This is a genomic window from Halorubrum sp. SP3 (assembly GCF_005435195.1).
In the GTDB taxonomy this organism is placed as follows: domain Archaea; phylum Halobacteriota; class Halobacteria; order Halobacteriales; family Haloferacaceae; genus Halorubrum; species Halorubrum sodomense.
Map to the genome: position 1 here is coordinate 1 of NZ_SGTU01000002.1, position 12,583 is coordinate 12,583.

At 65.0% G+C, this 12,583-nt stretch carries 11 protein-coding genes and 1 pseudogene; 9 read left to right on the plus strand and 3 right to left on the minus strand.

Going from position 1 to position 12,583, the window contains the following annotated elements:
- Positions 1 to 208 precede the first annotated feature (208 nt).
- Positions 209 to 1,219: a glycosyltransferase family A protein gene (locus tag EXE42_RS01410; RefSeq protein WP_092922526.1), complete on the plus strand. Its 1,011-nt coding sequence runs from the start codon at positions 209 to 211 to the stop codon at positions 1,217 to 1,219.
- Between the two features lie 9 nt (positions 1,220 to 1,228).
- Here the strand turns inward: EXE42_RS01410 and glmS are convergent, their stop codons facing one another.
- A complete protein-coding gene (gene glmS / locus EXE42_RS01415; RefSeq protein ID WP_137705753.1) occupies positions 1,229 to 3,043 on the minus strand; it encodes a glutamine--fructose-6-phosphate transaminase (isomerizing) in 1,815 nt (604 codons plus the stop codon).
- Positions 3,044 to 3,594: 551 nt separating this feature from the next.
- On the opposite strand from glmS, the gene EXE42_RS01420 reads away from it, so the two are divergent.
- The 5 genes from EXE42_RS01420 to EXE42_RS18460 all read left to right on the plus strand — a co-directional run bounded on the left by EXE42_RS01420 (position 3,595) and on the right by EXE42_RS18460 (position 6,481).
- Positions 3,595 to 4,194: a hypothetical protein gene (locus EXE42_RS01420; protein WP_092922531.1), complete on the plus strand. Its 600-nt coding sequence runs from the start codon at positions 3,595 to 3,597 to the stop codon at positions 4,192 to 4,194.
- 187 nt (positions 4,195 to 4,381) lie between these two features.
- Positions 4,382 to 4,936: a hypothetical protein gene (locus tag EXE42_RS01425; RefSeq protein WP_092923261.1), complete on the plus strand. Its 555-nt coding sequence runs from the start codon at positions 4,382 to 4,384 to the stop codon at positions 4,934 to 4,936.
- 196 nt (positions 4,937 to 5,132) lie between these two features.
- Positions 5,133 to 5,396, plus strand: coding sequence for a HalOD1 output domain-containing protein (locus tag EXE42_RS01430; RefSeq protein ID WP_167603401.1), 264 nt, complete (start codon positions 5,133 to 5,135; stop codon positions 5,394 to 5,396).
- A 427-nt stretch (positions 5,397 to 5,823) separates the two neighbouring features.
- Positions 5,824 to 6,135, plus strand: a complete 312-nt coding sequence (locus tag EXE42_RS01435) for a HalOD1 output domain-containing protein (RefSeq protein ID WP_137693298.1) — start codon at positions 5,824 to 5,826, stop codon at positions 6,133 to 6,135.
- Between the two features lie 169 nt (positions 6,136 to 6,304).
- Complete coding sequence (locus tag EXE42_RS18460) at positions 6,305 to 6,481, plus strand: hypothetical protein (RefSeq protein WP_158293491.1); 177 nt, start codon at positions 6,305 to 6,307, stop codon at positions 6,479 to 6,481.
- Positions 6,482 to 6,873: 392 nt separating this feature from the next.
- Here the strand turns inward: EXE42_RS18460 and EXE42_RS01440 are convergent, their stop codons facing one another.
- On the minus strand, positions 6,874 to 7,110 hold the full coding sequence (locus EXE42_RS01440) for a HalOD1 output domain-containing protein (RefSeq protein ID WP_158293490.1): 237 nt from the start codon (positions 7,108 to 7,110) through the stop codon (positions 6,874 to 6,876).
- Between the two features lie 327 nt (positions 7,111 to 7,437).
- Positions 7,438 to 8,168, minus strand: a pseudogene (locus EXE42_RS01445) (TrmB family transcriptional regulator).
- Between the two features lie 277 nt (positions 8,169 to 8,445).
- Between EXE42_RS01445 and EXE42_RS01450 the strand changes: the two are divergent.
- From EXE42_RS01450 to ilvD, 3 genes are all read left to right on the plus strand, one after another.
- Entirely contained in the window at positions 8,446 to 9,696 is a 1,251-nt protein-coding gene (locus EXE42_RS01450) for an RNA-guided endonuclease TnpB family protein (protein ID WP_137705754.1), read from the plus strand.
- 99 nt (positions 9,697 to 9,795) lie between these two features.
- The gene (locus EXE42_RS01455; protein WP_137705755.1) at positions 9,796 to 10,596 is read left to right on the plus strand and encodes a TrmB family transcriptional regulator; all 801 of its coding nucleotides are present in this window, start codon (positions 9,796 to 9,798) and stop codon (positions 10,594 to 10,596) included.
- Positions 10,597 to 10,789: 193 nt separating this feature from the next.
- Entirely contained in the window at positions 10,790 to 12,580 is a 1,791-nt protein-coding gene (gene ilvD / locus EXE42_RS01460) for a dihydroxy-acid dehydratase (RefSeq protein ID WP_092922543.1), read from the plus strand.
- Positions 12,581 to 12,583: the final 3 nt, after the last annotated feature.

Sequence of the window (12,583 nt, forward strand, 5' to 3'; positions counted from 1 at the left end):
GCTTCGTCCTTCTACTCCGTGATAACAGCTGATTAGATCGCTATTCAACACAGCACTCGTTTCGGGCATTGTTATGTACGCGTTACCGTCCCGTCGCGCCGGGGCTACCCGCGTCACGCCCGACCGCCGCGCGGTCACGGGGGGCTCGACGCGAGCACCCCCGGTAACGACCGTCCTAACAATACCGCTGCCGGGGCACGTCCACCCAATGGAGACACGGGACCGACCGCTAGTGAGCGCGGTCGTGATAACCCGCGATCGACCGGCGAAGCTCGCTGACGCGCTCGCCAGCGTCCGGGCCCAGACGTACCCGAACCTCGAACTCGTCGTCGTCGACGGCTCCGACGAGCCGGTCGAGTCGCTCGTGCGCCGCCGCGCCGGGGACCGCCCGGTGACGTACCGCCGCGACGACGGCGAGGGCCCGGGGGCCGCCCGGAACATCGGGATCCGGGCCGCGAGCGGGGAGTACGTCGCGTTCCTCGACGACGACGACAGGTGGCTCCCCGAAAAGGCCGAGCGCCAGGTGGCGGCGTTCGAACCCGGCGTCGCCGTCGTCTACACGGGCCAGTTCGCCGTGCGGGACGGCGAGCGCGTCGGCGGACGCTCTCCCTCGCTGTCCGGCGACGTCACCGAGGCGCTCCTCCGCGGGGTCCCGTGCGCCCCGACGTCGACGGTCATGGTGCGGCGGGCGACGATAGACGACGCCGGGGCGTTCGACGAGGGGCTCCCGATCTGGGAGGACCGCGAGTGGTACGTCAGGCTCTCGGAGCACGGGGAGTTCAGACCGGTCCCCGAAAAACTGGTCCAGCGCGGGATCGGGGAGTACGACCAGCTCACCGACGACTTCGAGGCCGCTCGAGACGTCGCCTATCCGCGGTTCCTCGACGCGCACCGGGAGCGGGCCGCCGAGTACGGCGCCGGCTGCGAGCGGATGCTCGTCGCGTCGCTCTCGCGGAAACTCGGTGCGACCGCGATGGAGAACGGGCTTTACGGGGAGGCGCGCCGCTGGCTGGCGCGCTCGCTGCGTCACGAGCCGGGACGGCGACGGACGTGGGTCTACCTGCTGGTGTCGCTCGGCGGAGCCCCGGCTTGGCGGGGCGTGCGACGCCTCCGACGGACCTATCGGTCGCTCACGAGCCGTGGGACGACGACGCAGTCCCCGGATTCGTGCGGTACTCGCGGCGATCCTGACCGGACGCAAGAGGACGGGCGGGACTGACCGCGCGGCTCAGACCGTGACGCTCTTTGCGAGGTTGCGCGGCTTATCGATGGCCCGCCCCCGCTGTTTCGCGGCGTGATACGCGACGAGTTGGAGCTGGACGTTGGCGAGCACGCCGGCGAGCTCCGGATGGGTCGACGGGACCGACAGGACGTGGTCGACGGTCTCCGCGAGGTCGGAGGTCTCGCCGCCCGCCACCGCGACGACCGGGCCGCCGCGCGCACGTATCTCCTTGACGTTACCGAGCGTCTCCGTGTCGTCCGTCCCGCCGTTGAACACCGCGAACACCGGCGTCTCCTCGGTGACGAGCGCGAGCGGCCCGTGTTTCAGCTCCGCGGCGGTGAACCCCTCGGCGTGCTCGTAGGTGATCTCCTTGAACTTCAGCGCCCCCTCCAGCGCGACCGCGTGTCCCGGGCCGCGTCGGATAAAGAAGTACGACTCCGAGTCGGCGAACGCGTCGGCGATCCGCTCCGCCGCGCCGCTCTCGACGACCCGGCGGACCTGATCCGGTAGTCGCGTCAGCGCGGAGAGGAACGCCGCCGCGTCCGGCGACGGGTCGCCGACGGCGTCCCGGCGGATCCGCTCGGCGAGCAGCGACAGCGTCGCGACCTGTGCGGAGAACGACTTCGTCGCGGCGACGCCGATCTCCGGTCCGGCACGGACCAATAGCGTGTCGTCGCACTCCCTCGTCAGCGACGAGCCGACGACGTTCGTCGCCACCATCGTCCGCTCCGCGCTGGCCGCCCTGACGGCCGCGATCGTGTCCGCGGTCTCGCCGCTCTGTGAGATCGCTATCACGAGCGTCCCGTCCTCCTCGGGCGGCGGTGACCCCGCGTACTCGGAGGACATGAACGCGCGTGCGGGAACCCCCCGGCGTGCGAGCAGCGATTCCGCGTACATCGCCGCGTGATACGAGGTCCCCATCGCGACCAGGTGAACCCGGTCGATCCCGTCGAAGCTGCCGGGCGGGAACCCATCGAGGTCGACCTCCTCGCCGCCCGAGTCGGTCCGACCGCTGACCGATCGGCCGAGGGCGGTCGGCTGCTCGTTGATCTCTTTGAGCATGTAGTGGTCGTATCCGCCCTTCCCGGTGTCTTGCGGGTCCCAGTCGACGGTCTCGGTCGCGCGGTGGACGCGCTCGCCGCGCTCGTCGGTGACGGTGAAGCCGGACGGCGTGACCCGGACGACGTCGCCGTCCTCGAGGTACGCCACACGGTCGGTGAACTCCAGGAACGCCGGCACGTCGCTCGCGAGGTACTGCGTCGAATCGCTCGCGCCGACCACCAGCGGTGAGTCGTTTCGAGCCGCGTACACCGCCTCCCTGCCGCCGATGACCGCGGCGACGGCGTAGCTCCCCTCGATCCGATCGACGGCCGCGCGGAACGCCGCCGCCGGGGCCGCCCCGTCCGCGAGCGCCGACTCGATCAGGTGCGGGATTACCTCGGTGTCGGTGTCGCTCTCGAAGGCGTGTCCCGCGTGAGAGAGCTCGCGACGGAGCCGTTGGTAGTTCTCGATGATCCCGTTGTGAACGACGGCGACGCGCCCCGAGCAGTCCGTGTGCGGGTGTGCGTTCGCGTCGGTCGGCGGTCCGTGGGTGCTCCACCGCGTGTGACCGATCCCGAGGGACCCGCTCGGGGGGTCCGCCGCGAGCGCGTTCCGGAGGTCGTCGATGCCGCCCGCCTGCTTGCGGACGTCCACGTCGCGGTCGGTCTGAACGGCGAGGCCGGCCGAGTCGTAGCCGCGGTACTCGAGGTTTTCCAGCCCGACGAGCAGTTCGTCGACCGCGTCGTCGGCCGCTCCGATCCGAGCCACGATGCCGCACATTACGCGACCACCCCGTCGACCGCGTCGCCGTCCGCGCGGCGGCGGCGCACACCGGTCGTGATCGCTTTGGGGCCGATTTGCATACCCACCGCATGCCGAGAGGAATACTTTGTTATGGACCGGATTTTGTCGCCGTTCACCGGTAAGTGACGGATAGCAAGCGGAAGCCTCGTCCTTACGCGAGGGAGTCAATGATACGCTCGGTCGGCGTTTCACTGTTCCTCTCGCCTGTTGCCGGTCGCCGTCTCGCTTTCTACGCCACCGAACTCTCGGTACTCGTGGGGGAGAGCGACGACGAAACTTGTCGTGCGAAGGACACGATATTTCTCCCGTATACGGCCGCGACGATGCTGTTTACTCAATTATTCAGTACAGAAATACTTCGTGAAGATGTGATAGAGTTAAGTGGATTACATGAGTAGCGGCAACATGACCCGCCATACCCTGTTCGACCCGTGAAATGATATAATACCGAAACTCCCCACGATAACGATGTACGACAACGTAACGAGAACAGACGACGTTGCGACAGATCAAAACGATGGTGTACGATGAGTGCCGACTCAGAAGCGAAAACGCGGGACGCGGCCCAGGCCGATCGGGAGTTCTCGGGACCGGAAACCGATGCTTCGAGTACTGAGCCGGAGAATATCGAGCGAGCAGAGATCGGCTTCGATCAGCTGTTCGAGATCCTGAAAAACAAGCGGCGCCGACGGGTGATACGGTACCTGCTGGAAGGCAAGAACGAGGAGGCGACGTTGGACGAGCTGGCCGAGGCCATCGCCGCGCGCGAGACGGGCAAGGACATCAAACAGATCTCCTCGCAGGAACGCAAGCGCGTGTACGTCGGACTGTATCAGTGTCACCTGCCGAAGATGGACGACTACGGCGCGATCTCGTACAACAAGCCGCGCGGCCGGATCGAGACCGCAGAACACACGGACCTGTTCGAACGCTACCTCTCAGTCGACGACGATGTCGATGGTTCCGGGTGGACGCGGTACCACTCGACGCTGTCGCTCGTCGCCGGCGCCTTCCTCGTCGTTCCCGTCGTCGTCGGGGCGTTCATATCGAACGCGGCGCTTCAGGTGGTGACCGCTCTCCTCGTCGGAGCGCTCGTCGGCGTGTCGGCGTACCGGTACTTCGAGTGACGCGGCACGGGCAGCGCTCCGGTTTCGCGGCCGGTTCAGCGACTTTTGGGCGAGAAGTGAAAGTGACGCGAATATGGGTTAAAAGCGTCCTAAGTCCGGATAAGCCAGACCATAACTATGTCCCGTTTGCGAAAGGAACGAGCATGGAAAGAGACGGGACCGACGAACAGGACCGGTGCTCCTGACGATGAGTTCCGCTGACACCGAGCCGTTGACGCCCGACGGTGTCTTCGAGCTACTGAGCAACCACCGGCGCCGAATGGTGTTGTACTACCTCCGGACGAAGGGCGGATCGGTCGACGTCCAGGAGCTCGCCACGGAGATAGCGGCGATGGAAAACGACGTCTCGGCCGACGAACTGACCAGCCAGCAGCGGAAGCGCGTCTACGTGTCCCTGTATCAGACCCATCTCCCGAAGATGGCGGAGATGAACACCATCGAGTACGACAAAGACAGCGGGACCGTTCGGCTCGCAGACCGGGCGGACGACATCGACGAGTACCTCACGACGGACGACCAACCGACGTACCCGTGGCGATTCCACTACTTCCTCCTCACGGTCGGCGGGGCGACGGCGCTGTCGCTCACGGTGCTGAGCGTTCCCGGCTTCGGCGCCGTCCCCCTGCCGGTGGTAGGCGCAGCCGTACTCCTCGTGTTCACCCTCTCGGTCGCGTGGCAGTACTGGCAGGCGCAGAACCGCACGGAGCCGGTTCCCGTCGAACTGCGTCAGTACGACCAGTAAGCGGTCGTTCTCGGCGTCTCGTGTGCGGTCGTTCTCGGCGTCGGAAAGCCGCACGCGCCCGCTCCCGCTCGCGACGCCGGTAACTTTCAGCTCGCGTACATGTAAGAGTAACACACGAACGGCGCGGTTCGAGTAAGCACGAGGGGGGCAGAATATGTACTTTATTATTAATTAGCTGGGGTGTGAACGCGTATCCATGAGTAGTGCTCACGAGGAAATCTGTGTGACCGTGAGCGAGACCGTCTCCGAGGCGCGCGACGAACCCGTCGACGCGCTCCCGCCGCTCTCGGACGCGATCGACACCGACGGGCTCGACGCGATAGTGACGGGAGATTCCTCACACGACGTAACGGTCGCGTTCTCGTACGCCGGGATGGCCGTGTTCGTCTACGCCGACTCCACCGTCTACGTTCGTCCGGAACGCCCCCGCGAGGACAGTGTACCGGGCGCACACGTGTGAGCCCAGTGAACACGCTACCGCTGTGACTACGACGAAATCACGCAGACGTGTCCACTCCGAAACGCGTGGAACACACCGACGTGTCGGCTACTAAAGCGGTCGACGCCTACGAGAGGGACGAACGGTCGACCACGAGAGCGTCGTGGGGGTCGTCGCGGCCCTCGTAAGCGACGGTCCGACCTCGTTCGGCCCGCTGTACGCCCGAATCGACCCAGACGCGCCGGAGGCCACCCTCCGGTCGGACGGGAGCGAGCGAGGCCTCCTCGAACAGGGTGCGGCACGGTCTCAATAACCGTGCGCAGAGGTGCGATCGCATCGTCCCGGTCGCCGGGCCGTCCCGGAAAAACGTCGAAAACGTCGCTGTTCGGCCTTTACCGTTGTAATCCACAAGAGTTAGTAGTGCCTTCGTCCTATCGATAGTGACTGAATGAAGGAAGAGAATCAAAATATTTCCAATCACGTAGCTAAGGAGACCCCGGAGGTCCGGGCGACGTACGACTGGGACTCAACGCCGCCGAGCACCGGCGTGGTCGAAGTGGTATCAAGCGCGACAGGCCGCGAGCCGCTGGCGCTTCCGCAGCTCTACGGCGCCATCGACTCGGACGCACTGGACACGCTGTTTCGTTCGAGCACCGTCGAGACGTCTCTCACCTTCGCGTTCGCCGACTGCGAGGTAACCGTCACGGGCGACGGTGAGGTCGTCGCGAAGCTGGATTCCGATCTCGACTCGGGCCGGTAGCTCCGCGATTTCGCAGAGCGCCGTCGCCCCGCCGGGGCGAGTTCGACAAGCGCGTCGGACGCGGTGCGTCCGTCTCCGCACAGTCCGTTTCTGCTAGCGGCCGGTCCGGACCGCGGCCGCGTAGGTCGCTCATAACAATCTCGTTCGCTGCGGTGTCCCCTCATATCCGATGGACACGGACTCACCGACCCCGCGATACGAGGCGTACGAGGCGGCCGTCGTCAGCGACCACGGGGGGTCGACCGAATGTACGATATTCCCGAGGGACGCCGACGACGACCGCCGAACGACCGCGTGGATCACCGCCCGCGAGGAGGCCTACTGCTCGGCGGCCTCAATGCGGTGACCACGTGCTCGGGACCTCGTGCCGACCGCTTCGCCCCCGTCTCGCCTTCCGAAGCAACTTTTCCTTACAACGTCCGAAGGAGCCGACCGCCGATCGGACCGGACACAGAACACGGGTTCGACCGAAGGGCGGCTGAGCCGGCCTTTCGTCCGCTTCAACAGGTGTATCCGGGGCACGCCCGGGATCGGGTCGAGTAATACCCGATTACCGTCGGGAACGGCCTAATTACTCAAGTTACCCGAGCTTAACGGCCGTGTATGGAAAGTTCCATCACAGAGGCCGACAAGCAGCGAATCGAGACGTTCGTGTCGACCCCGAAGTACAAACGCGATCCCGAGATGCTCGTCCCCGACGACGAGTAACGTCGTCGTTCGGCAGTCGTCGAACGGCGTTCAGCGGGCCTCTCGGACCGTTTCGCCGTCGACGAGGATCCGTCCGGTCCCCGTGACCTCGACGACGTGGTCCGGCGTCTCGAACTGGAGGCGCCACGAGTCGCTGTCGTGGCTCGCGAGGTTGCGGACCGCGTCGGTGGAGACGTGATTCTCCAGAGAGACGTCGAGCTCCTCCGGGTCCACCGATTTGACGTCAGCGAGGGCTCTCGCTATCTTTTCGGTGAGGTCAGCTGTCACGTTCGATCATTTCGATGTTCATAATCAAAAGTTTGTCCATCTTTCGCGTCGTCGATCGCACGCGGCGAGTCGGAACGAAATAGTGACTCGATTAATCAGAAATCTAATTTCCGTGACCACGTCGACAGTTGAGTCCCGTTCCCGGCGAGAGGCGCGGGAACATGTGACAGTCGTTTCGACGCCGCCCTCGGTCTCGTCGCGGCCGGACCGCGACCGGGCCGAGGACGCGATCCGGTATCGATCGGATCGACGCGTCGAGGCGGTGTCGGACGCGCCCCCCGCGGAGGACGCCGGATCGCCCCCGAAACGCAGCGCAGGGGTCGGCGGTCAGTCCGCGTCCTCGCTCTCTAACCGCCGGGTGAATATCGCCTTCAGCACGACCGACAGACTGTTCGTTTCCCCTTGTCCCCAGATGGCCGTCTCCGACCGCGGGTCGGACGAGGACGCGTCCGGTCCGGTAACGAGGGCGCTGACGAGCGTCTTCCGGCCGTCGATCATCAGCAGCCGTCCCGCCGACGTGTCCGACCAGACCCACAGGGACTCGAACATCGTCGCCCCGAGGATGTCGTCTCTGATGCGCCGTCGATCAGTTCGTCGTTGAGGAGGTCCTCGACGGTCATGTAGACGATCTCCTCGTCCACGTCCGCGAAGAACTCGAGGGTTCGCTCCGAGACGGCCCGCTGTCCGTCGACCGTCCAGACGCCCCGTTGTTCGGTTCCTCGGTCGGCGGGTTCGAGCTCGCTCAGCGCGGTCCGGAGGACGTCGACCCGGTGTCGGAGCTCGTGTTCGAGCGTCCGACTCGTGGTCTCGGCCGAGATCGCACGAAACCGTTTCGGCGACGATTGAAGGACATCGACGAGTCCCCTGTCGCGGAGCTCGTCTATCGCGTCGTACACTCGCGTCCGCGGGACCGCCGACACGCGACTCACGTCTCTGGCCGTTCCCGACTCCAGTGCGGAGAGCGCGATGAACGTCCGCGCGGCGTACTCCGTCAGACCGAACTCCGTGAGCTGCTCGACGGCTGTGGACCGCGGGTCTGCGATTGGCTCGTCGGTCATTGACATTGGTGAGTTCCGAACGGCCGGCCACCTCGAAACGAGGTGACCGCACCGGGCACGCAGCAGTTCGCGTGGTTGGGACACTCGAGTTAGCTGCGTGCGAGTACAGCAGCGGTTCCCAGACAGTTATTCTTTCTGTGATTAACTGAGTCACCAGAAGTGAGGCGAGAATGCCCCTTCCTCAAGGAGCGACCAACGGGAGCGAGTAGGGAGGGGATGAATCGCCGCACACCAGTACAAACCATTAACACAACATATCGATAATCAATAGACAGCGATGGAATACAGTCACCGCTACCATGCCTACCCGACACAACAGGTAGCGGCTGAACTAGACTACCATATCGACATTCATCGCCAAGCGTACAACTACACCCTGTACGAGTACGAGAACGTGGACGCCGACGACATCGGCTCTGCGTACAAGCACCACTCCCGACTCCCCGACTGGAAAGATGAGTTCCCCGTTTTCTCGGAAGTCAACTCGAAGGCTCTACAACGAACCGTCACTCGGTTCTACCAGAATCTCACTGGACTCTCCGAGCAGAAGCAAAACGGACGCAAGGTCGGGAAGCTCAACTGGAAGTCTCCGAGAGAGTTCCAGAGTATGACGTATTCGCAGTCTGGCTTCGAACTCAAAAACACGAGTGGCAGACGCGCGACGCTCTGGCTCTCCAAAATCGGAGATATCAAACTCCGCTACCACCGCGAGATCCCTGACGAAGCAGCTATCAAAGAAGTCACAGTGAAAAAAGAGACGACCGGTGACTGGTTCATCTCTTTCGGGCTGAAAACCGACGAGGCTGACCTGCCTGAGAAACCCGACGTGGACTCGCTCAACGCGGACAATAGCGTCGGCGTTGACCTCGGCATCCTCAACTATATCCACACGTCGGACGGGACGACTGTGGACTGGATCGACCTCGAAGACGAATACGAGCGTCTGTACCGTGAACAACGCAAACTCTCACGGAAAGAACACGGGTCAAACAACTACGAAAACCAGCGCCAAGCGGTTGCGAAGGTCAAACGCCACATCCGTCAGAAGGTGCTGGACTACCAGCACAAGCTCACGATATGGCTCGTCACAGAGTACGATGCGGTGTTCGTGGAAGACCTGAACGTCGCTGAGATGCTTCAAGGCGATGGGAACGCGCGGAACAAGCAGGCTGCGGCGTGGCGACAGTTCATCACTCTTCTGGAATACAAAGGTGAGCTGTACGGGACACACGTCGTACAAGTCGAAGCAGCGGGAACGACGAAAGAGTGTGCGACGTGTGGTGTGGAGACAGCGAAACCCATCTGGGTCAGAGAGCACTCGTGTCCGAGTTGTGGGTTCGAGTGTAACCGTGACGCGAACGCGGCGATGAACATCTTACAGAGAGGCTTTGCTGAACTAGGGCTGGGATGGCCCGAATCAACGCCTGTGGAGACTGTGCTCCCTACGGACACCACTCGCGTGTCTGCAAAGCGCGTCGTCGAAACAGGAAGCCCCACCCTCAACGAAGCCACGCCTGTGGCTGAGTAGGGTGGGGTAGTTCACCGTCACCTCAAAAGTAACAATACCTATCTGTCCTGAGGGAGAATCCACAGGCGAATTCCGGGGGGACCCGGAAGGTTGGGACACATGAACACATCAAACAACGGGGAGGAAGCGATTGACATCCTCCAGCAACTCGGATTAAAAGAGTACGAGGCCCGATGCTTCGTCGGATTAGCTCGGCTTGACACCGGCACGGCGAAGAAGCTCAGCGAGATCACGGAGGTCCCTCGGACCCGGGTGTACGACGCGATACGGGTTCTGGAGGCGCAGGGGCTGGTCGAAATCCAACACTCGAGCCCGCAGCGGTTCCGGGCGGTTCCGCTGGACGAGGCGACCGAGACGCTTCGCGACCAGTACGAGGAGCGCGTGGGGCGGCTCCAGAGCGCACTCGACGCCGTCGACATCGTGGGCGACGACGAGGAGTCCCCGACACAGGAGATCTGGGCCATGTCCGGTCGGGACGCGATCGAGAACAGGACGAACCGGCTCATCAGCGCGGCGAAAGAAGAGGTCGTCCTCGTCGTCGCCGACGAGACGCTCCTCACCGACGATCTCACCGAGACGCTCAACGGCGTCGACGACGACATCGACCTGGTCATCGGAGCCCTCTCTGAGCCGCTTCGAGAAGAGTTAGAATCGGCCGTTCCGCGCGCAACGACCTTCGTTTCCGGGCTTGAGTGGTTACAGGATCGAGACGTGCCGGCAGACGAGACGGGGATCGGGCGGCTCCTCTTGATCGACCGCTCGACGATCCTCGTGAGTTCGATCATCCCCGACAACAAAGCGGAACAGGCGATCTTCGGCGAGGGGTTCGGGAACGGTCTCGTCGTGATCGCCCGGCGACTCATGGCTCAGGGGCTGATCCCCGCTCGCGACCCGCAGTAGCGGTCTGACCCGCCGACGGTGTGGCGGCCGCGTCGCGAGGGGACTGTGTCACCAAAAATGGCCGACAGCGACTGTACACGGACGACGTCCGGCCTCCGACGCGAACGCCGACGACGGGCCGAACCCGTTCGTCCCGCCGAGCAACCCTCGCCCCGACGCGGCGGTTTAAGAGTCCCGAGCGACAGGGGCGAGTATGAGCGAACAGCAGCCGCGATCCGACGACGACGAGCGTCGTCGGCGACGGGAGGACTCGGACCGATTCGCCGGCGAGAAAGACGGAGACCTGCGGAGCCGAGACGTGACCGAGGGACCGGACAAGGCGCCACACCGGGCGATGTTCCGCGCGATGGGGTTCGACGACGAGGACCTCTCCTCCCCCATCGTCGGCGTGCCGAACCCGGCCGCCGACATCACGCCGTGTAACGTCCACCTCGACGACGTGGCGGACGCCGCGCTCGACGGCATCGACGCCGCGGGCGGGATGCCGATCGAGTTCGGAACGATCACCATCTCCGACGCCATCTCGATGGGGACCGAGGGGATGAAGGCGAGCCTGATCTCGCGAGAAGTGATCGCGGACTCCGTCGAGCTCGTCTCCTTCGGCGAGCGCATGGACGCGCTCGTGACGGTCGCCGGCTGCGACAAGAACCTCCCCGGCATGATGATGGCCGCGATCCGGACGGACCTGCCGAGCGTCTTCCTCTACGGCGGCTCGATCATGCCCGGGCAGCACGACGGCCGCGACGTGACGATCGTCCAGGTGTTCGAGGGCGTCGGCACCTACGCGCAGGGCGACATGGACGCCGAGGAGCTCGACGATCTGGAGCGTAACGCCTGCCCGGGCGCGGGCTCGTGCGGCGGGATGTTCACCGCGAACACGATGGCGTCGCTCTCGGAGGCGCTCGGGCTGGCGCCGCTCGGCTCGGCCTCGCCGCCCGCCGAGGACGAGGCGCGCTACGCGGTCGCCGAGCGGGCGGGCGAGCTCGCGATGGACTGCATCGAGAACGACCGTCGGCCCTCCGACATCCTCTCGCGAGAGTCGTTCGAGAACGCGATCGCGGCCCAGACCGCGATGGGCGGCTCGACGAACGCGGTCCTCCACCTGCTCGCGCTCGCGGGCGAGGCCGACGTGGACCTCTCGATCGAGGACTTCGACGAGATCTCCGAGCGCACGCCGAAGATCGCGAACCTCCAGCCGGGCGGGAGCCGCGTGATGAACGACCTCCACGAGGTCGGTGGCGTGCCGGTCGTCCTCCGCCGCCTGCTCGAGGCCGACCTGCTCCACGGCGACGCGATGACCGTGACCGGTCGGACGCTCGCCGAGGAGATCGCGGCGCTGGAGGAGCGCGGCGAGCTCCCGGACGACGACGAGATCGAGGCCGACTTCCTCTACAGCGTCGACGACCCGAAGGAGGCGGAGGGCGCGATCAAGATACTCGACGGCAACCTCGCGCCCGACGGCTCGGTGCTGAAGGTGACCGGCGACGACGAGTTCTACCACGAGGGGCCCGCGCGCGTGTTCGAGAACGAAGAGGACGCGATGGAGTACGTCCAGTCCGGCGGCATCGAGTCCGGCGACGTGATAGTCATCCGCAACGAGGGGCCTCGCGGCGGCCCCGGGATGCGCGAGATGCTCGGCGTCACCGCCGCGGTCGTCGGCGCGGGCCACGAGGACGACGTGGCGCTGCTCACCGACGGCCGCTTCTCGGGCGGCACCCGCGGCCCGATGATCGGTCACGTCGCGCCCGAGGCCGCGGTCGGCGGCCCGATCGGGCTCATCGAGGACGGCGACCACGTCACCGTCGACATCCCCGAACGCGACCTGACGGTGGACCTCTCCGAGGCGGAACTCGACGAGCGCCGCGAGGCGTGGGACGCGCCCGAACCCCCGTACGAGGGCGGTATCCTGGCGAAGTACGGCCGGGACTTCGCCTCCGCGGCGGACGGGGCAGTGACGAACCCGCGGCTCACGCGGGAGTTATAAACG

What these genes read in the sequence shown, in the direction of transcription:
- EXE42_RS01410 (WP_092922526.1), top strand. Translation starts at nt 209, where the DNA reads ATGGAGACACGGGACCGACCGCTAGTGAGCGCGGTCGTGATAACCCGC.
- glmS (WP_137705753.1), bottom strand. Translation starts at nt 3,043, where the DNA reads ATGTGCGGCATCGTGGCTCGGATCGGAGCGGCCGACGACGCGGTCGAC.
- EXE42_RS01420 (WP_092922531.1), top strand. Translation starts at nt 3,595, where the DNA reads ATGAGTGCCGACTCAGAAGCGAAAACGCGGGACGCGGCCCAGGCCGAT.
- EXE42_RS01425 (WP_092923261.1), top strand. Translation starts at nt 4,382, where the DNA reads ATGAGTTCCGCTGACACCGAGCCGTTGACGCCCGACGGTGTCTTCGAG.
- EXE42_RS01430 (WP_167603401.1), top strand. Translation starts at nt 5,133, where the DNA reads ATGAGTAGTGCTCACGAGGAAATCTGTGTGACCGTGAGCGAGACCGTC.
- EXE42_RS01435 (WP_137693298.1), top strand. Translation starts at nt 5,824, where the DNA reads ATGAAGGAAGAGAATCAAAATATTTCCAATCACGTAGCTAAGGAGACC.
- EXE42_RS18460 (WP_158293491.1), top strand. Translation starts at nt 6,305, where the DNA reads ATGGACACGGACTCACCGACCCCGCGATACGAGGCGTACGAGGCGGCC.
- EXE42_RS01450 (WP_137705754.1), top strand. Translation starts at nt 8,446, where the DNA reads ATGGAATACAGTCACCGCTACCATGCCTACCCGACACAACAGGTAGCG.
- EXE42_RS01455 (WP_137705755.1), top strand. Translation starts at nt 9,796, where the DNA reads ATGAACACATCAAACAACGGGGAGGAAGCGATTGACATCCTCCAGCAA.
- ilvD (WP_092922543.1), top strand. Translation starts at nt 10,790, where the DNA reads ATGAGCGAACAGCAGCCGCGATCCGACGACGACGAGCGTCGTCGGCGA.